This is a genomic window from Polynucleobacter sp. MWH-UH2A (genome assembly GCF_018687195.1).
GTDB lineage: Bacteria > Pseudomonadota > Gammaproteobacteria > Burkholderiales > Burkholderiaceae > Polynucleobacter.
Genome location: NZ_CP061321.1, coordinates 784,479 through 801,989 on the forward strand (window position 1 = coordinate 784,479; position 17,511 = coordinate 801,989).

The 17,511-nt window shown below is 46.0% G+C and carries 17 protein-coding genes; 7 read left to right on the forward strand and 10 right to left on the reverse strand.

Annotation, left to right across the window (positions count from 1 at the left end):
- From IC571_RS04225 to IC571_RS04235, 3 genes are read left to right on the forward strand one after another with little or no spacing between them, the layout of a single operon-like run.
- Window positions 1–735 carry a GntR family transcriptional regulator gene (locus IC571_RS04225; RefSeq protein ID WP_215317569.1) on the forward strand — a complete coding sequence of 245 codons (735 nt, stop codon included), beginning with the start codon at window positions 1–3 and terminating at the stop codon, window positions 733–735.
- Between the two features lie 6 nt (window positions 736–741).
- A complete protein-coding gene (locus tag IC571_RS04230) occupies window positions 742–1,791 on the forward strand; it encodes an Ldh family oxidoreductase (protein ID WP_251373504.1) in 1,050 nt (349 codons plus the stop codon).
- Between the two features lie 19 nt (window positions 1,792–1,810).
- Window positions 1,811–2,782, forward strand: coding sequence for a tripartite tricarboxylate transporter substrate binding protein (locus IC571_RS04235; protein ID WP_215317570.1), 972 nt, complete (start codon window positions 1,811–1,813; stop codon window positions 2,780–2,782).
- Between the two features lie 32 nt (window positions 2,783–2,814).
- On the opposite strand, the gene IC571_RS04240 is transcribed toward IC571_RS04235, so the two are convergent.
- Window positions 2,815–3,516: a pirin family protein gene (locus IC571_RS04240; protein WP_215317571.1), complete on the reverse strand. Its 702-nt coding sequence runs from the start codon at window positions 3,514–3,516 to the stop codon at window positions 2,815–2,817.
- A 77-nt stretch (window positions 3,517–3,593) separates the two neighbouring features.
- Here IC571_RS04240 and IC571_RS04245 point away from each other — a divergent pair, with 77 nt between their 5' ends.
- Window positions 3,594–5,006 carry a TAXI family TRAP transporter solute-binding subunit gene (locus IC571_RS04245; RefSeq protein WP_215317572.1) on the forward strand — a complete coding sequence of 471 codons (1,413 nt, stop codon included), beginning with the start codon at window positions 3,594–3,596 and terminating at the stop codon, window positions 5,004–5,006.
- A 13-nt stretch (window positions 5,007–5,019) separates the two neighbouring features.
- On the opposite strand, the gene IC571_RS04250 is transcribed toward IC571_RS04245, so the two are convergent.
- The 3 genes from IC571_RS04250 to IC571_RS04260 form a co-directional block, all read right to left on the reverse strand.
- A complete protein-coding gene (locus IC571_RS04250; protein WP_215317573.1) occupies window positions 5,020–5,478 on the reverse strand; it encodes a phosphate-starvation-inducible protein PsiE in 459 nt (152 codons plus the stop codon).
- Window positions 5,479–5,585: 107 nt separating this feature from the next.
- Window positions 5,586–6,860: an NAD(P)/FAD-dependent oxidoreductase gene (locus IC571_RS04255; protein WP_215317574.1), complete on the reverse strand. Its 1,275-nt coding sequence runs from the start codon at window positions 6,858–6,860 to the stop codon at window positions 5,586–5,588.
- Window positions 6,861–6,869: 9 nt separating this feature from the next.
- Window positions 6,870–7,202, reverse strand: coding sequence for a c-type cytochrome (locus IC571_RS04260; RefSeq protein WP_215317575.1), 333 nt, complete (start codon window positions 7,200–7,202; stop codon window positions 6,870–6,872).
- 189 nt (window positions 7,203–7,391) lie between these two features.
- Between IC571_RS04260 and IC571_RS04265 the strand changes: the two genes are divergently transcribed.
- From IC571_RS04265 to IC571_RS04275, 3 genes are read left to right on the forward strand one after another with little or no spacing between them, the layout of a single operon-like run.
- Window positions 7,392–9,137, forward strand: a complete 1,746-nt coding sequence (locus IC571_RS04265; protein ID WP_215317576.1) for a glycosyltransferase family 39 protein — start codon at window positions 7,392–7,394, stop codon at window positions 9,135–9,137.
- On the forward strand, window positions 9,134–10,405 hold the full coding sequence (locus IC571_RS04270) for an exo-alpha-sialidase (RefSeq protein ID WP_215317577.1): 1,272 nt from the start codon (window positions 9,134–9,136) through the stop codon (window positions 10,403–10,405). Before IC571_RS04265 ends, IC571_RS04270 begins: the two co-directional genes overlap by 4 nt.
- On the forward strand, window positions 10,402–11,025 hold the full coding sequence (locus tag IC571_RS04275) for a hypothetical protein (RefSeq protein WP_215317578.1): 624 nt from the start codon (window positions 10,402–10,404) through the stop codon (window positions 11,023–11,025). The genes IC571_RS04270 and IC571_RS04275 overlap by 4 nt, the downstream gene beginning before the upstream one ends.
- A 69-nt stretch (window positions 11,026–11,094) precedes the next feature.
- Here the strand turns inward: IC571_RS04275 and IC571_RS04280 are convergent, their stop codons facing one another.
- The 6 genes from IC571_RS04280 to fabI form a co-directional block, all read right to left on the reverse strand.
- Window positions 11,095–12,084: a tripartite tricarboxylate transporter substrate binding protein BugD gene (locus IC571_RS04280; protein WP_215317579.1), complete on the reverse strand. Its 990-nt coding sequence runs from the start codon at window positions 12,082–12,084 to the stop codon at window positions 11,095–11,097.
- Between the two features lie 89 nt (window positions 12,085–12,173).
- The gene (locus tag IC571_RS04285; protein WP_215317580.1) at window positions 12,174–13,019 is read right to left on the reverse strand and encodes a CoA ester lyase; all 846 of its coding nucleotides are present in this window, start codon (window positions 13,017–13,019) and stop codon (window positions 12,174–12,176) included.
- Window positions 13,020–13,044: 25 nt separating this feature from the next.
- The gene (locus IC571_RS04290) at window positions 13,045–14,421 is read right to left on the reverse strand and encodes an MmgE/PrpD family protein (protein WP_215317581.1); all 1,377 of its coding nucleotides are present in this window, start codon (window positions 14,419–14,421) and stop codon (window positions 13,045–13,047) included.
- Between the two features lie 9 nt (window positions 14,422–14,430).
- Window positions 14,431–15,315, reverse strand: a complete 885-nt coding sequence (locus IC571_RS04295; RefSeq protein WP_215317582.1) for a MaoC family dehydratase N-terminal domain-containing protein — start codon at window positions 15,313–15,315, stop codon at window positions 14,431–14,433.
- Between the two features lie 35 nt (window positions 15,316–15,350).
- Complete coding sequence (gene chrA, locus IC571_RS04300) at window positions 15,351–16,688, reverse strand: chromate efflux transporter (RefSeq protein ID WP_215317583.1); 1,338 nt, start codon at window positions 16,686–16,688, stop codon at window positions 15,351–15,353.
- Window positions 16,685–17,470 carry an enoyl-ACP reductase FabI gene (gene fabI / locus IC571_RS04305; protein WP_215317584.1) on the reverse strand — a complete coding sequence of 262 codons (786 nt, stop codon included), beginning with the start codon at window positions 17,468–17,470 and terminating at the stop codon, window positions 16,685–16,687. Before fabI ends, chrA begins: the two co-directional genes overlap by 4 nt.
- Window positions 17,471–17,511: the final 41 nt, after the last annotated feature.

The following is a 17,511-nucleotide window of genomic DNA, read 5'->3' on the forward strand; positions in this document are numbered from 1 at the left end:
TTGTCTGAGCGTTTACCGTTATACAAGGCTCTAGCAAATACGCTAGAGCAACGTATTTATAACGGAGACTGGCCCGTAGGGTCCGTTTTGCCTGCTGAGGCTGACCTTTGTCGCGATTTTCAATCTAGTAGACACACTTTGCGACACGCCTTGCAGATTTTGGAGGCGAATGGATTGATTTATCGCCATCAAGGCGCACCTACAAAGGTGGTATCACGCCAAAGATTGCGGCGCTTCACGCAAAGCTTTAATTCTCCTATTGATATCTTGAGTTATTCGCGCGACACCTATCGTGAAAACTTGGTTGAAGAATATATCGAGCTTGATCATGCTCTGAGTCAAATCGTTGGCGCTCCAGTGGGCTCCTCTTGGTACCACATTGGAGGCAGACGTAAACGCCAGCACCTAGAGGAGGTGATCGCATGGACAGATATTTACATCTTGCCTCAATTTGCATCGCTGACAAAAGATCCCGAGCACACTCAAGTGATGGTGTATGAGCAAATTGAAAAGAAATATGGTGCTCGTATTGAGCGTGCAGAGGTGGATGTGTATGCTGCAGCTGCATCACCTGTGATTTCTAAAAAGTTGAACATAGAGCCTAATGCGTCGTGTTTAGTCATTATTCGCCGTTATTTTGATGATCAAGATAAGCTATTTGAAGTAACGGTGACGCATCACCCAGAAAATAAGTACAAATACAGCATGGAATTTAAAGCGAGCTCAGAGGTATAAGTCATCATGAAATATTTATCTATTGCAGATGCTGAAAGTTTTATCGCTAGAGCGCTAGTTGCGGAGAAAGTGCCTGCAGCAGATGCGCAAATCATTGCAAATTTAATGGTGAAATCAGACTTGGTTGGCGCTGATGGGCATGGCATCTTCCGGTTACCAGCATACCTAAAGAGAATTCGTGCGGGCGGTGTAAATCTACAGCCCAATATTCATATTGAGCGAGAGCAGGGCGCGACGGCATTAATTAATGGTGATAACGCATTAGGTCATTTGGTAATGAACCGCGCAGTAGAGCTCGCGCTTGAAAAGGTAAAACAACATAGCGTATGTTGGATTGGAAGTCATTTTGGAAATCATTCTGGCGCAGCTTCGGTATATGTACGTAAATTAGCTGAGCAAGGCTATATTGGGATATACATGGCGGTGGGCAATGCCAATCACATGGCGCCATGGGGCGGAATTGATTTGCTCTTATCAACCAACCCCATCGCTATTGCCGTTCCTGCTGGCAAAGAGCCGATTGTGCTCTTAGATATCGCTACTACGGTAGCTGCATACGGAAAAGTGAAAGTCGCGGCACAAAAGGGCGAATCCATTCCAGATGATTGGATGATCGATAAACAAGGCAAGCCAATTACGGATCCAAAGCGTTCTGCTGAAGGATCTTTATTGCCGATTGGTGGTTATAAAGGTTATGGATTAGCAGTCATGATTGGCTTACTGGCTGGCGCATTAAATAATGCAGCCGTAGGCAAGGGGACAATTGATTTCAATGCCCACCATGATTTGGTAACCAATACTGGACAAACGATTATTGCCGTTGACCCCAGTGCATTTGGCAATAAGGACGACTTCATCGCTAGAGTTACCGAGCTAGTAAATGATTTAAAAAACTCAACAACTCTTCCTGGCGTCAAAGAAATCCGCGTGCCAGGTGAGGGTGCTGCTAAGACAATGGCAGAAAGACAGCAATTGGGAATCCCGGTTTCACCTGAGCTTTTGGATGCTCTCAATACCTGCGCTAGAGAATGCGGAATTGCAACTCTAGCCCTATAAATATTCTGGAGGAGACAATATGTTTAAAAAAATATATAAAAACATAGCAATCAGTATGGTGTTGACTGGCCTTTTTGCGGGGACGGTCTTTGCTGCGTATCCAGATAAACCGATCAAGATGATGATTGGTTATGCGCCAGGTAGCTCCACTGATATTGTGGGCAGAATGATTGCGAATGATTTGAGTATTGCACTCAAGCAACCCATCGTGGTTGAAAATCGTGGCGGTGCCGCAGGAAGCTTAGCTGCTGAAGCTGTGGCTAAAAGTAATCCAGATGGATACACCATCTTGTTTGCGCAAAATGGCTTGGCGATCAATGTAGCAGCGAACCCAAAATTGCCCTTTAATGGCCAAAAGGATTTGTTGCCTGTAGTGGGCGTTGCTGCTACCCCTCACATTTTGATTGTGAATAATAATTCGCCTGCAAAAACAGTGGCAGATTTAATGGCGATGCTCAAAGCGGATCCTGGTAAATTGAGTTTTGGTTCTTCTGGCATTGGTAACTCTGATCACATGGCAGGTGAATTATTTCTTGCTACTACGGGATTACAGGCTATCCATGTACCATACAAAGGTGGCTCACCAGCAGCCACTGATTTAGTGGGCGGACAAATTGATTTCTACTTTGCCGGGATGCCAGTGGGGCTGCCTCTCTATAAGGGGGATAAAGCAAGAGCCTTGGCTGTTACTAGTAAGAATCGTTTTAGTGGCGCCCCTGAGTTAATGACTATTCAAGAGGCTGGGGTGAAGGGCTATGAGATGGCTTTATGGCAGGGCATGTTTGTTCCAGCTGGCACCTCTCAGAATATTGTGAAGGCATTGAACAACGCCACTTTGAAGATTCTAGAAACACCTGAAATGAAAGAACGTTTTCAAAAGGCGGGCGTTCAAATTGCACCGATGAACACCCAACAGTTTTCCGATCTTTATTTTTCCGATATCGCCAGATGGAAAGTAGTGATGGAAAAGGCCAAGATTAAACTGGATTAATTTCAAAACCAGTCTTATTGCAGTATTGCTGATTAAGCGCTGAGGTCAAATACCAAGACTTCAGCGTTTTTTCCATTGGAAATCTGTAATTGGGATTCATCTTGGATTAGCAGGGCATCGCCACTATTTAATTCCTGCCCATTGATGTGAAGTGAGCCGCGAATCAGATGGATATACGCTTTGCGACTTGGGTCTAATTTGAGATTGGCTGACTGCTCACCATCAAATAGTCCTGCATACATTTTGGCATCCGCAGAAATGCTCACTGATCCAGCCTCGCCATTAGGGGATGCAACCAAACACAACTTTCCCTCTTTATTACTGGCAGGAATCGTTTTTTGTTCATAGCTTGGAGCAATTTCGAACTGATTAGGTTCAATCCAGATTTGCAAGAAATGGGTAGTTTGATCTTTGGCGTGATTGAATTCACTATGCATTACTCCAGTGCCAGCACTCATACGTTGCACATCGCCTGGGGGTATGCCTTTGATATTGCCCATACTGTCTTCATGAGCCAATTCACCCGAGAGAACATAGCTAATGATTTCCATATTGCGATGTCCATGTTTTCCAAAGCCCATGCCTGGGTCAACCCGGTCTTCATTAATTACCCGTAAGTTTCCCCAGCCCATAAATTGGGGGTCGTGATACCCCGCAAAAGAGAAGGAGTGAAAGCTTTTGAGCCAACCATGGTCGGCATAGCCTCGATCTTGGGATTTGCGGATAAATAGCATATTGGTGCTTATTCTTGATTATTTGTGTATTAAGCACATTATCATTAGCTTTTGGAATATTTGCTAAATGGTAGGGCATGGGAAGTTTTAAGCAGAACACTCGTGAAACCTTTTTAGGGTTGGCAGAGACCATTAGGGAGAAATGGTCTGACTTCATCCAGTTCTTGGAAGAGGCGTGGCCACTACTGATTCTTTTGCTCGCGATTTTGATGGGTATCTGGTGGTACGCTGATCCACCTCCACCAAGGCATGTACAGATGGCCACAGGGTCAGCTGGTGGCTCATATGAGCTTCTTGGTAAAAAGTATGCCGAGTATTTTGCGACAAAGGGTGTGACCCTTGAGCTTGTCCCAACACTGGGAGCTCAAGAAAATCTAATTCGTTTAAGCGATCGAAATGATCCGGTTCAAGCTGCTTTTGTTCAGGCTGGAGTAGAGCAACCTAAAAATATTAGCGGTATTCAATCCTTAGGCTCTATTGCTTATGATCCGATTTGGTTCTTCTATCGTGGTCCAGAGGTAAAAAGCAATGAATTTCAGGTAATCGCTGGACACTCAAAATATTTTTCTACTCGCAAGATTTCTGTGGGTGTTGAGGGAAGTGGAACTCACTCTCAAACCTCGAGAATTATTAAAGCATCGGGCATAGATCGTTCTGGTTTGCAATTCGTTTACTACCCCGGTGAGAAGGCTGTTAAGGCCTTGAAAAATGGGGAGATTGATGGCGCATTTATCGTAGATGCCGTAGATGCCCCTAACGTGCTGGCTTTACTAAATGACCCTGAATTGCACTTAGCAACCTTTAAGCGCGCTGAGGCGTTTACCAAATTATTGCCGTATATGCATATCCTCAATGTTCCAGAAGGGTCGTTTAGCTTGGAGCGTAATTTTCCGGATCAGGATCTCAAGCTCATTGCAACTACAACCAATTTGTTGATCGATGATCGGATGCATCCGGCGATTCAGTTTCTTTTTTTAGAGGCTGCTCGAGAAATTAATGGCAAAGAATCTTTTTTTGCGAATAGAGGAGAGTTCCCATCCTTTAAAGATTCTCTCTGGCCAGAAAGTCCAGTAGCCGTTCACTACGAAAAGAATAGTTACCCACTCATTGCGGCGTACTTCCCATTTTGGATGGCGGAGTTTATTAGCCGTCTTTTATTTATCTTCTTACCGTTCTGTGTAATTGCTTATCCTGTTCTTCGAGCTTTGCCAAGCTATAGAACTAAGTTGATGTACAACAAGATTAATCGACTGTATGGTGAATTAAAAACCTTCGAGCAGGGCTTGTTGGCAACTTTTGATGCTGCCCAGCGAGATGAGTATTTGAAAAAATTAGATTTATTGGAATACCAAGCGTTAAATATCAAAGTATCCAAGCGCTTGGCTGGCGACTATTACACCCTGCGTACCAGTATTGATTACGTACGTAATTGCCTAAACAGGGGTGTGCACCCCTATCAGTTTGCTGAGGGTGTGGGCTCAGATTTATAGTCTTCGCTATTGCTTATTCGTTGTCCGCGTGGCGACTCGGAAATTTGAATGATGCATAGCGGACGACAGCATTAGCTAGAGCCAAAACCAGAATGGTGACGCCCATGAGCAAGATGGCCATGTCCGCCTCATGCTTGGTATTTACTAAGTCGATAATGAGTCGAGTCACCGCAGTGATAGCAACATAAATCAAGAACCGCACTGGCATGTGATTGGTTTTGAAGTAGATTCCGACCATGGCGCCAATTTCTAGGTAAATGAATAACAGGAGCAAGTCCTCAATTGAGGCTGATCCTTTGCCGACCATTCCCATAAACGCAACTGCAGCTGACCAAACTGTCGCAGCACCAATGCCAAACAATGCAATTCGATGAAAGAGTGAAACAAATAGATTGCCAATGGGCACTGTCCATCTTTCAATTGCATCTTCAATTTTGGTGGCATCTTTTGGTGAGGTTGGGGTCATATTCATAAAGCCTCCTGCGTAATTGTTATTGAGCTCAGTATATTTATCGGCGCCAATAAGTAAACAAAAAAAGGGGCAAATACGCCCCTTTTTTTCATAAGTGTTGACCCAGATCAACCCAGGGTGTCTGCCCAAATGTTGTGGGCCCAGCCCCATGCATAGATTCCTTCCAGGGTTGATGGGGCAGGCGAAAGGCCGCCAGAACCGGGAACAGGATTAAACGTCTTCTCCGCGGCGATGTACTGATGCACGCTCGCCACATGGACCACTTCTTTTGCATTCACAAAGCTGTAGCAGGTATTGGTTAGTACTGGGGCCGGGTTCACCTCCCAGCCGCTGAGTTCAGCAACTATCGCGGCTGCAGCAACTTTGCCGTGCTGATTTGCCATGTGACCTGATTTGGGCATTGCGTAAGCAACCTGTATCGAATCACCCAGCACATGGATATCCTTTTGCGCTGTTGACTCAAAGTTCAGGAAGTTCACATTAACCCAACGACCATTGGCATTAGCAAGTCCGGTTTTCACGGCAATCTCACCTGCACTCATCGCAGGCAACAGATTAAGCACATCCGCCTTAATGTCTTCTTGGATTTCAAATTTAATCGTTTTGGTTTTTGCATCGACACCAGTCACGTTGTATTTTGGTAAATACTCGATCATGCCGGGATACTGTTCCGCCCAGACTTTTTTAAAGAGCGCTCCTTTAGAGACAACATCCTGATTGGCATCCAGAATCAAAACCTTAGACTTTGGTTTGTATTGCTTGAAATAATTCGCTACTTGGCAAGCACGCTCATAAGGTCCTGGAGGGCAACGGTAGGGGGCCTCTGGAATGCTGATAGCAAAGGTACCGCCATCCCGCATGGCAGCTAATTGCTTGTGCAGTGCCACGGTTTCAGGGCCTGCTTTCCATGCCTGCAATGTCACTCCCGCTTTATTGGCTTGAGCGAGACCTTCAATACTATTCATCAATAGACTTGAGCCTGGAGACAAAATGACTTTGTCATAGCGTAAGGTTTTGCCTGATGCTAACTTGACAGTTTTTTTGTCGGGATCGATGTTACTAACGCTGTCTTGAATAATCTTGACACCATTCCGCTTGCTTAGGTTGTCATATGGGCTAGTAATATCAGCCAAAGTGCGGGATCCACCAACTACCAAGTTGGATAGAGGGCATGAAATAAATGCGGCGTTGGGTTCTATCAATGTCACATTTGCCGTGTTATTAGAAAAGAGGCGTAGATATTTGGCGGCGGTGGCACCACCATAACCTCCGCCAATCACGAGTATTTCTGCTTTTTGTAGATTGGCACGTGCCTGCCCAGAAAAGCCTGCTAATAAGCCTAATCCAGCTGCGCTCTGTCCAATAAAGTGTCGACGATCCATGTTGAGCTCCTATTTATTACCCAATTGCTTGGCGATGATTTCAAGTTGCTCATCCGAGTAACCTTTGGCGAGTTGGGGCATGATGGTTCCTTCACGTGCTCCAGATTTGAATGCCTTCAGTTGAGTCAACATCTGCTCGCTCGTTAGATTGTTAATTAATGGCATGCCGCCATCTACAACGCCTTTTCCGTCTGTGCCGTGACAGTTAGCGCAGGTTGCGGCCAGTCCACGGTGATAAAGGTTGCTTGCGTCTGCAGACTGCGCTTGGATTTGATGAGTGCTTAAGAAGAGACTCAAAAAACCCAAAAGGTATAAAGGGGACTTTATTTGCTTCCATTGCATGAGAACAATCTCCATTCTGAATTGGCGCCTATGTTGGAGGGCAACCTCGTTTATCAAGCTTTTACTATCTTAATCAAGAACAAAGTAAATGGGGCTCTCTTTTAAGATGGAATTTATATATGCTCATATCCAATGTGGTTTGAACCCATTTTTGCCTTCGCAAACCCATTGCCCCTATAAACTATAGGTATGCGTGGCTCCTTTACCCTTCGATATGCTCTATTGACCCTGGTCTTGGCCGTATTTGCCTACCTTTATGGTCTAGATAGTCGTTTCGCCCCGAAGAACGGGGACGAGTACCCCTATATGCATATTGTGAGAATGACGGCTGAATCGGGGTCTTGGTTGCCACTTCAATCTCAAATGGATGGCATTAAAAATACCAAGCCACCGCTGATTTTTTGGCAAGGTATCGCTAGCACTCACTGGGCAAGCCAATGGAGTTTAGAAAGCTTACGCTGGCCTAGTGTTTTATATACCGCGCTAACTGCGTTACTCCTTTTTGTTTCCGTGCGGCGCTTTAGCGGTAAAACACAAACTGGATTTTTGGCTGCATTGGTTTGGTTAGCTTTCTTTGCAACTTATCGGTATGGGCGTCCATTTCTTACGGATCCACCAGAAGTATTTTGGTTGAGCCTGCCATTTTTTGCACTTCTGTATTGGGGTAAGAGTGCTTTTGAATCGAAATTACTCTTCCCATTATTTGCTGGGGCGTGTTTAGGCTTTGCTTTATTTGCGAAGTCCTTCGCTTATATTGTTCCTGCCGCATTTGCTTTGGGTTTGTATTACTGGCATTGGCGCAAGTCGAGTATTCCGCAAACGCTGATTCGAGATCTATACAAGTTAGTCCTGCTAGCCATCATTGCGCTTGGTATTTTCTCTTTATGGTTTGCCCTTGACCCCAATCCAGAGGCGGTTTGGCGGGAGTTTGTGCTTGGCGAAAACGCCGGAAAGTTCTCTGCTCGAAGTTCTAACTATGTTTTGGATTTCATTCGCGGCGGTGACAGCATTTGGATGTTGATACTCACCACACTCGCTAATGCTGGCTTATTCATCTTCGTATTGGTTTCAACATTACAGCAGTGCTGGCGTGAGCGTCGATTCATGTCTGACGAGGAAAGGTTATTGCTATTACTGATTGCCGCTTTCTTCTTGGTGTTTAGTTTGCCAAGCCAACGTTCGGGTCGATATCTTTTGCCTGTGATGCCAGCTTTTGCAGCGTTGATTGCCCTGCATTGGGAGCGTCTACCTTTATGGGGATTCCGAATTGCACTCCTGTTGCAGGCGATCGTACTGGGGCTATTGATATGGCTTGGCGCCAATCTTCAGTTCTCTGCATTTATGGGAGGGCCCGGTCTTTGGCATTATGGTTTGCAGCATTGGGTACTCATGGTGCTGAGTGCATTGCTTGTGATTGCGGGATTGATTCGGCGCAAGCAGTGCAAAGCCTTTGCCCTCATGGGCTGTTTTTTGGTGTATTGCGCTTTAACTAGTAGCTTATCGCCACTAGAAGGTCAATTGGGCCGATTTTCTGCTGAAACAATTGAACGCGTACAGGGCAAGGATGTATGGATACCGTGTGACTATCGCGCAAAAGATGAGGAGTATCGCTTAGTACTTCCTGGCGCTCAATTGCATGGCTATCTCGCGAAGGATGCCGGTGATGTCGAGGGACTTACTAAAGCCTATCCAATCGTTGCAGTGCATACGCCAATAGGTACTACGCCGGCTTTATGCGATTCATGTCAGATATTAGGCCAGCGTATGGAAATGAGGGCACGCCACTCGGATGAAGAGATTAAAGCCATGTTGCTCGGAAAAATTGGAGAGCATCTCTTTGTGACGGAATATTTGCTTGCTACACCAGCTGCAAACTCAGCTGCAAACCCAACTACTAACCCAGACTTGTTGAATGTGAAGGATGTTTGTAGATGAGTCGTGTCATTGCATTTTGCTTCTTATTGCTAGCCGGAGTGCTTGGCTTTATTCATATTGATGCGCAGCCGACTTGGGCGCCGCTCGCTAGTAGTGAAAACGTTCAGGCGGAGTCTACCGAAGCGCCTGCGGATAAAGCTCCAGAATCAAAGTCGACCAATACAAAAGCAAAGCCTCTGGCACAAGCAGCAATCCCAAATCCCCATATGGACTGGTTGCCAGATACTGGCGCTGCTTCCGTACATGCTGCCTCACTCATTGAACTGAAAGATGGTGGTATTCGAGCATTTTGGTTCGCCGGTAGCCGTGAAGGTGCTCCAGACGTGGTGATTAATACAGCGGTATTTAATCCTAAATCGAATGCTTGGAGTGCCCCCAGTGTGGTGATTGATCGAGTTACCGCTGAAAAAGGCTTATCGCGCTATATCGCTAAAATCGGCAATCCTGTGCCAGCACGACTTGCGGATGGACGTTTGCAATTATTCTTTGTCACGGTATCGATTGGGGGTTGGGCAGGTAGCTCGATTTCAACGATGTTTTCGGAGGATGATGGTGTTACATGGACTCGTCCTCAGCGATTAATCACGTCGCCATTCTTTAATCTGAGCACCTTGGTGAAGTCACCAACAGTGACATTTGCAGATGGTCGCTTGGGTTTGCCTGCTTATCACGAGTGGATTGGTCGCTTTGGTGAATTTTTGAGATTAGATGTAGCTCAAGTATTGGATAAGCGTCGCATGAGCTCAGGACGTGGATCAATACAGCCAATTGTGTTTACTGGCGATGCTCAAAACGCGAGTGCATTCTTTAGACAGACACGCAGTGCAGGGCAGTCTAAGCAAATTCCAGTCAGCGTTACTCAGAATGCTGGTCAGTCATGGCAATCATTGGGTGACTTAGAGATTGCCAATCCGAATTCTGCTGTGGCGGGAGTATTATTACGTAACGGAGCGCATTTACTGGCCCTGAATAATATTGAGAATGGCCGTTATCGCTTGGTGTTAATGATGAGCAACCCTAAGTCGGGCGATTGGCACATTATCGAAACGATCGAAAACGATGAGGCTTTACCGGAACTAGAGCGCAAAGAGTTTTCATATCCATATTTGTTGAGCACGCATGGCGATGATGCGCACTTGGTTTACACCTGGGATCGTAAAAAGATTCGACATGTGTATTTTTCTAATGCATGGCTTGACCGCGCATATAAACAATTACCAGCGCCAGCTGAAAAACAATCTACCGCTGAATCAGGAGAAGCGCAATGACGAATGCTCTCATGCAGACCATCGCCTTAGCGGAGATGTCAATTACCTGTTCAGTATTAGTGATTTTGTTGCTGCAAAACTTTACTCGTAACGGCATCCCATTTGCCCTCAAAGTCTTGCTGGTTTTGCTATTAGCCAATCTCTTTTTCTGGCCCTTAGGGATGTCATTAGCCTTACCTTTAGCGGGCTATGTTCGTGGCGTCGTTGGTGATTTGAGTATTGTTACTACCTTATTGCTCTGGAGTGTTTTATTGCCCAATCATCAGGCTACCCCAACTCCTATTAAATGGCTTATTGGCATTTTGGCAATTGTGTTTTATCCATTCGCTTTAGGTGTCAGCATGTTTGATCCTTACGCATGGGGATATGGATCTATGATCTTTTTGATAGGTATTCTCATCTTCGCTCTGATATGCGGTCTTGCTGGCTGGACTAAGGGCGTTTGGATTATGGGTGTCGCCATCATTGCATGGAGTCTGCATTTGCATGAATCTAGCAACTTATGGGATTACGTATTGGATCCAGTCTTGGCTATTTGGGCTTTGTTTTCTCTGTGGAGCGGGGTATGGAAACAGCGAAAAGAAAAGGCGCGATCCGGATATTTATTTAGACCAGGCTAAAGAGGTCAGCGTAATAATCATAAAAAAAGCCAGCGAGATTCGCTGGCTTTTGTTTTCATGAGGCGCTAATTAGTCTGCGTAAGCACCAGCTTTACGAATCACTGGACCCCATTTATTGATTTCTGCTTCTAGGTGGTCTTTTAATCCATTTGGAGTTCTCTTGGCTGGAGGAACGATTTCAATATTGGATTCAACCAAGCGCGCTTTTACTTCGGGATCGTTCAAAGCAACGTTGAGTGCTTTATTGATCTTGCTGATGACTGCTGGAGGTGTGCCTTTAGAGACATACATACCATGCCAAACTTTGACTTCAAAACCTTTGAGGCCTTGCTCATCCAATGTAGGAACATTGGGAAGGGCAGGAAGGCGTTTTGGTGTCGTTACGCCATACGTTTTAACAAGACCATCCTTGATATAAGGAATCGTTTGGGTTGTTTGATCGCATAGGAGGTCCACTTGACCGCCCAAGAGGTCTGTTAATGCAGGGCCTGTACCCTTGTAAGGAACAGTTGTCAGTTCCACGCCTTCACGAGACATAAACAAAAGACCGCATAACTGAGAAACTGCGCCAGGACCAGCATTTGCCAAAGTAACTTTCTCTTTATTGGCCTTGATATAAGCCTCAAGTTCTTTGAAATTGTTTGGTGGGAAGTTTTTGCGACCCAACAAGACCATAGGCACATCAACCACTTGACCGATGTACTCAAAATCTTTCATTGGATCAAAAGGCAGCTTCTTGTACAAAGCAGGTGCAGTAGCCATACCCATGTGGTGAATAAAAATCATGTAGCCATCTGGAGCAGAGCGGGCAACACGAGTGGCTGCAATTGTGCCGCCAGCGCCAACCGTGTTTTCAACAATCACGGATTGACCTAATTCCTTGCCCATAGGGACCGCAATTAAGCGGGCTACTGCATCAGTTGGTCCGCCAGCAGCAAAAGGAACCACTAAAGTGACCGGTTTGTTTGGATAAACATCTGCGGCAAAAACGCTACTAGACAAGATTGCCGTTGCAGCAATCGCGCAGGCGCTCGCAAATAAGGATTTACAGAATTTCATGATTAGTCCCACCGTAGTTATGTAATATTTTTGTACTGCTTGGAGGGGATATTTTGCCATTTTTTGGCAAAAAAGAGTTTGCTTCTAAATTAGTGTTTACCAGCAATTGCTAGTGTTCTTTTGGCCAAAAGAACCACAGGTCGATCAATCATCTTCCCGTCTAATTTCACTGCACCCCCTTTAGAGGCTTGATCGGCTTCTATCACTCTTTGCGCCCAGTGAACTTCCTCTTCTGTGGGCATAAATGCGGCCTGAACAATGGCGACTTGTTTAGGGTGAATGCACAGTTTTGCTCCAAAACCCATGCGTTTAGCGCGTTCGGCATCTTCAGTAATGCGAGGTAGGTCATCCGTTGAAGGTGTAACCCCATCTACAGGAGGGGTAATTTGCGCCAGTCTTGAGGCTAGAACGATTTGATATCGCGCAGTTTGGAGTTCAGTCTCTTGTGCATCACAAATCATGCCAAGGTCAGCTTGTAAATCTAGATTGCCTAAAGCGAGACGCAAAACTTGATTAGAGTTTGCGATCTCATTGAGGTGATGTAGTCCCAGCGCAGTCTCAATCATCGGGATGATGGCCGTATTAGGCAAAACAAGCGCAGCACCATTGATTTGATCTAAAGATTCGCTTTTAGGAATCAAGATGCAGGCTACTTGCAACTCTTGCGCCAATATTAAATCCGCTGCATAAAATTTTGAGCCTGGTGAGTTGGTTCGGATGACAAGTCGTTTCTTTTGTTCATCCGAAAATTGCGACCATGCAGAGCGTATTGCCGTGCGCGCAGATTCTTTATCCTCTTCCGCAACTGCGTCCTCTAAGTCCAATATGACAGCACTGGCGCCACTATCTAATGCCTTCATAAAACGCTCTGGGCGTGTGCCGGGAACGAATAAGAAATTAGAGCAAAAACCGAGAGGTGTATTAAGAGGGTTCATAGAGTAAGGATGTGGGCTATTGAAGTTAACTATTTGGTAGAAGGTTGCCAATTGTTTTTTGTTTGCGAATATTCCACAAAAGATCGATTGCTTGATTCATTTCATCTGGATTTGCTCCGCCACTAAATGCGGCGAGACGCAGAGCTTTATCAGTGATTTCAGGTCGAGAGAGAGTATTGCCTGGATCTCCCTTGGGCTCATCAACACGACCATCTAAAACTTGACCATTTTGAAGATGTACTTTGACCTTGCCAATCCAGCGCTGTGGATAGGCAGAATCCACTTCGGGATCCAGTGTCATGGTGACACGATCTCTAAATAAACAAATGGCATCATCATGGAAGTGTTGATCAAATTCTTGTAGGCCGGCAAATTGATAGTGAGCAATCAAAGCAAGGACTGTACCCATAGAAAATTTCGACTGATGCACGGTAGCGGGATCTATTACAGGGCCTAAGACATCAATAGCGCCTTGGTGAACGAGAGTTTCTACTTTGGCAATGTCGCTTGGTTTTAACTTATGTGCAAGCATCACCTGAAGTAGTGCATCGGCAGCAGGGTGGGTGTGTCGACACGAGGCGTGGTATTTGAAACTAGTCTCTGCTAAGGTCCAGCGAGTGCCTAAGCGGTCAACGAGTTTGCTAGGATCTGCATCATTGGACATGCCGGCTGCCAATCCTTGTTTACCTTCTAAGATATGCTGCGCGCCAGTAAAACCGGATTGAGCGATATAGGCAGACATCAATCCAGTAGAGGCAGCATGAGCGGTATGCAATTGCTTGGAGTCTGCGGCATCTCGTAAGAATTCCCAAAGGCCCGCTGATTGAGTGCCTGCAGAACCAAAGGCATGCAACATTTGTTCTGGATTGAGTTTGAGTAATCGCCCTACAGTGGCTGCGGCAGCAATCGTGCCTGCAGTGCCTGTTGTATGAAACACTTTGTAATGGGAGCGTCCCAAAAATTCACCAACCCGAATACCTACTTCATACCCGGCAATAGCGGCTACTAGTAGGTCTTCACCAGATGCGCCAATAGCCTGTGCACAAGCGAGCGCTGGAGGGAAGACTACTGTAGCTGGATGAAAAACCGAACCGTTATGCACATCGTCTTGTTCCGCTACATGTGACGCAGCAGCATTAGCCATCGCCGCCAAAAATGGGCTCGAGGTTTTGCGAGTAATCAGGATTTCTGATAGTCCTGCATGAGTGGTATCAAAGCCACCCATTTGCTGTGCAAACTGCGTGATCGTTTCTACAGGACGTGAGCCTTTGCCTGCAATCGCAGAGCCAAACCAATCGACCAATAAATCTTCAGCGCGTTCAATAACCTCGTTTGGGATAGAAGTGATGGTGAGGTTTGCCGCAAATGCGGCAAGTTCACGAGAAAAATGTTCAGTTGTCATAAGGACTTTCTATGCAAGAACTGCAGTGGCTTGCATTGTGAGCCAACCTTCATGGTCTTGCGCCCAAATGGCAATTGTTTTGCCCGAAGGATCTGTTTCTAAATCTGGTTTAGCACTGACTTTGAAGATGTTGATATCAAAAGTGGGGCGAATAGCGCGGAATTCAAAGCACTTGAGCTTACATCCCGGAATACTTTGGCGCACAAGGTCTACGAGAAGAGTTGCAATCAAAGGGCCATGCACAATAAGTCCTGGATAGCCTTCAACTTCAGTGACGTATTTACGATCGTAATGAATGCGGTGACCGTTAAAGGTCAATGCAGAGTAGCGAAACAGTAAGACATCATCCGGAGTAATGGTCTTACTCCATTTAGCATCTTGAGGTGCTGGTGTTGGTGCTACTGGTTTATCGTCAGGACCTGTTGCATCGCGGTAGACGATGTCGTGCTCTTCAATAATCGCCAAGCCTTTTTGATTGGAAATTTCATGTTTGACTAATACGAAAATCAAATCTCCTGTGCGACCTGATTTATGAGTCACGGATTCAATTTTAGAAATGCGTTCAATCTCATCACCAACTGCTAATGGTTCTAGCCATTGCACGCGACTACCCGCCCACATCCTGCGGGGTAGCGGTACGGGCGGCAAAAATCCACCGCGCTTAGGATGACCATCGGGACCGATTTCAGATTGGCGGGCGTGAGGCAAGAAATAGAGCCAGTGCCATAGCTCAGGAAGAAAGCTGCCTTTACTCGGCTCAGGGTCCGGTCTATCTAGTGTTGCTGAAAGTGCACGCACTGGTGCTGCAGTGACGGTATCCGATAAGGTCTCGGTTTTGCCAAGCCACTCTTGAAGATGGGTAATGGTTTGAGGTTCGATTCGCATAACATCCATTATGCCAATCTTAAGAAAAATGCTATTGCGCTAGATCATCCAAGCAATAGGCTCGCCAGATGGCTTAAAAGACCGGCAAGGGCGCAACCGCCTAAAACTGTCATGACCCCTTTTTGATACTTAAACAGGGCAAGAGCCGCTAGTACGCAAATGAGGATCGAGATCCAGGAGATAGACCCGCCAATGCCATGGGGGAAGAAGACGTGGTAAGCAAAGAATAGACCTAGGTTCACAATCACACCGACAACGGCCGCGGTAATTGCTGTTAGTGGTGCTGTAAAACTGAGCTTGCCATGGGTGGACTCCACTAGTGGACCGCCTACCAAAATAAAAAAGAATGAGGGCAGGAAGGTAAACCACGTTGCCACAATTGCACCAAGCGCACCAAACCAAAATGGATTGCTATTGCCAACGAGATGCTGAATATGTCCTGCGAGATAGCCGACAAAAGCAACTACCATGATGAGTGGTCCAGGAGTAGTTTCACCTAAGGCAAGGCCATCAATCATTTGATTGGCACTGAGCCAGTGAAAATGATCGACAGCACCTTGGTATACATACGGTAATACTGCATATGCTCCACCAAATGTTAAGAAGGCGGCTTTAGTGAAGAACCAGGCGATATTGGGGTACAGAGTCATCCAGCCAAATAGCAATCCAAGAGCTCCAATTGGAATAATCCAGCAAGCAATAGCAACCATGCTATGAAGCAAGGTTTTTTGCAGACGAAATTGTGCGTGTAATGGTGTGGGGGTGTTGTCATCAATCATGGCGGCGCCATAATGCGCAACTTCTTTATTTCCATGATTCGATTGCTGGAAATATTCTGGGTAGCGTTTACCGCCCCAGTAGCCAATTGCTGCCGCAATCAACACAATGATGGGGAAAGACAAGTTCAATACAAAGATTGCTAGAAAAGAGCACAGCGCAATCCATTTAAGGGCAGAGTTATGTATGGTTCGCTTGCCGATTCGGACGGCGGCGTGCAGGACTATAGCTGTCACCGCTGGTTTAATACCGAAGAAGATAGCGGCGATCCAGGGTACTTGGCCAAATGTGATGTAAATCCAAGACAGCGCAATCAAGATTAAGAGGGATGGCAAAACAAAGAGGCTGCCCGCCAAAATGCCGCCCCAGCTGCGGTGCATCAACCAACCAATGTAGGTAACGAGTTGCTGTGCTTCTGGTCCAGGCAAAAGCATGCAGTAGTTGAGGGCATGTAAAAAGCGCCGCTCGGAAATCCAGCGACGCTTTTCAACTAACTCTTGATGCAAAACGGCGATTTGTCCTGCGGGCCCACCAAAACTAATAAAGCCGAGTTTGGTCCAAAACTTGAGGGCTTCGCGAAGACTAATGGTTGAGGATGAACTCAAGCCTCTTCCATTCCGCCAATCACTTGGCTAAAGCCGTTATCAACGTAAATGATTTCTGCGGTAATGCCGTTTGCTAAGTCGGATAACAAGAAAGCAGCGGTATTACCTACATCATCAATCGTCACATTACGACGCAAAGGCGCGGTTTGCTCAACCGCTTCCAAAATCTTGCCAAAGCCTTTGATGCCAGAGGCTGCCAAAGTCTTGATAGGGCCAGCAGAAATACCGTTGGCGCGAATGCCTTTAGGTCCAACAGAGCCAGCCAGGTAGCGTACAGATGCTTCAAGCGAAGCTTTTGCCAAACCCATTGTGTTGTAGTTTGGAACATTCTTCATTGAGCCGAGATAGGTCAATGTCAGCAATGATGATTTATCACGCAACATAGGCAATGCTTCTTTTGCCATAGCTGGGAAACTGTAAGCAGAAATGTCATGAGCAATCTTGAATCCTTCGCGTGAAAGACCATCCAAGAAGTCTCCGGCAATGGCTTCACGTGGTGCAAAACCAATCGCGTGTACAAAACCATCGAACTGTGGCCAGGATTTTGCTAAATCTTTAAAAAGTGCAGAAATCTGCTCATCGCTACCAACGTCACAGTCAAAAATGAGCTCGGAGTTAAATTCTTTCGCGAAATCCACGATGCGGTCTTTAAAACGCTCGCCGACATAGGTAAAGGCAAGCTCGGCACCTTCGCGGTGACAGGCTTTAGCGATGCCATAGGCAATCGAACGGTTGGAGAGGAGGCCGGTAATGAGGATTTTTTTGCCAGCGAGAAAGCCCATGTTGTGTCCTTTGCTTCAAATATGATTTGCTATCTACAATT

Excerpts from the sequence above, each read along its gene's own strand:
- IC571_RS04230 (WP_251373504.1), top strand. The coding sequence starts at position 742 with ATGAAATATTTATCTATTGCAGATGCTGAAAGTTTTATCGCTAGAGCG.
- IC571_RS04235 (WP_215317570.1), top strand. The coding sequence starts at position 1,811 with ATGTTTAAAAAAATATATAAAAACATAGCAATCAGTATGGTGTTGACT.
- IC571_RS04240 (WP_215317571.1), bottom strand. The coding sequence starts at position 3,516 with ATGCTATTTATCCGCAAATCCCAAGATCGAGGCTATGCCGACCATGGT.
- IC571_RS04245 (WP_215317572.1), top strand. The coding sequence starts at position 3,594 with ATGGGAAGTTTTAAGCAGAACACTCGTGAAACCTTTTTAGGGTTGGCA.
- IC571_RS04250 (WP_215317573.1), bottom strand. The coding sequence starts at position 5,478 with ATGAATATGACCCCAACCTCACCAAAAGATGCCACCAAAATTGAAGAT.
- IC571_RS04255 (WP_215317574.1), bottom strand. The coding sequence starts at position 6,860 with ATGGATCGTCGACACTTTATTGGACAGAGCGCAGCTGGATTAGGCTTA.
- IC571_RS04260 (WP_215317575.1), bottom strand. The coding sequence starts at position 7,202 with ATGCAATGGAAGCAAATAAAGTCCCCTTTATACCTTTTGGGTTTTTTG.
- IC571_RS04265 (WP_215317576.1), top strand. The coding sequence starts at position 7,392 with ATGCGTGGCTCCTTTACCCTTCGATATGCTCTATTGACCCTGGTCTTG.
- IC571_RS04270 (WP_215317577.1), top strand. The coding sequence starts at position 9,134 with ATGAGTCGTGTCATTGCATTTTGCTTCTTATTGCTAGCCGGAGTGCTT.
- IC571_RS04275 (WP_215317578.1), top strand. The coding sequence starts at position 10,402 with ATGACGAATGCTCTCATGCAGACCATCGCCTTAGCGGAGATGTCAATT.
- IC571_RS04280 (WP_215317579.1), bottom strand. The coding sequence starts at position 12,084 with ATGAAATTCTGTAAATCCTTATTTGCGAGCGCCTGCGCGATTGCTGCA.
- IC571_RS04285 (WP_215317580.1), bottom strand. The coding sequence starts at position 13,019 with ATGAACCCTCTTAATACACCTCTCGGTTTTTGCTCTAATTTCTTATTC.
- IC571_RS04290 (WP_215317581.1), bottom strand. The coding sequence starts at position 14,421 with ATGACAACTGAACATTTTTCTCGTGAACTTGCCGCATTTGCGGCAAAC.
- IC571_RS04295 (WP_215317582.1), bottom strand. The coding sequence starts at position 15,315 with ATGGATGTTATGCGAATCGAACCTCAAACCATTACCCATCTTCAAGAG.
- fabI (WP_215317584.1), bottom strand. The coding sequence starts at position 17,470 with ATGGGCTTTCTCGCTGGCAAAAAAATCCTCATTACCGGCCTCCTCTCC.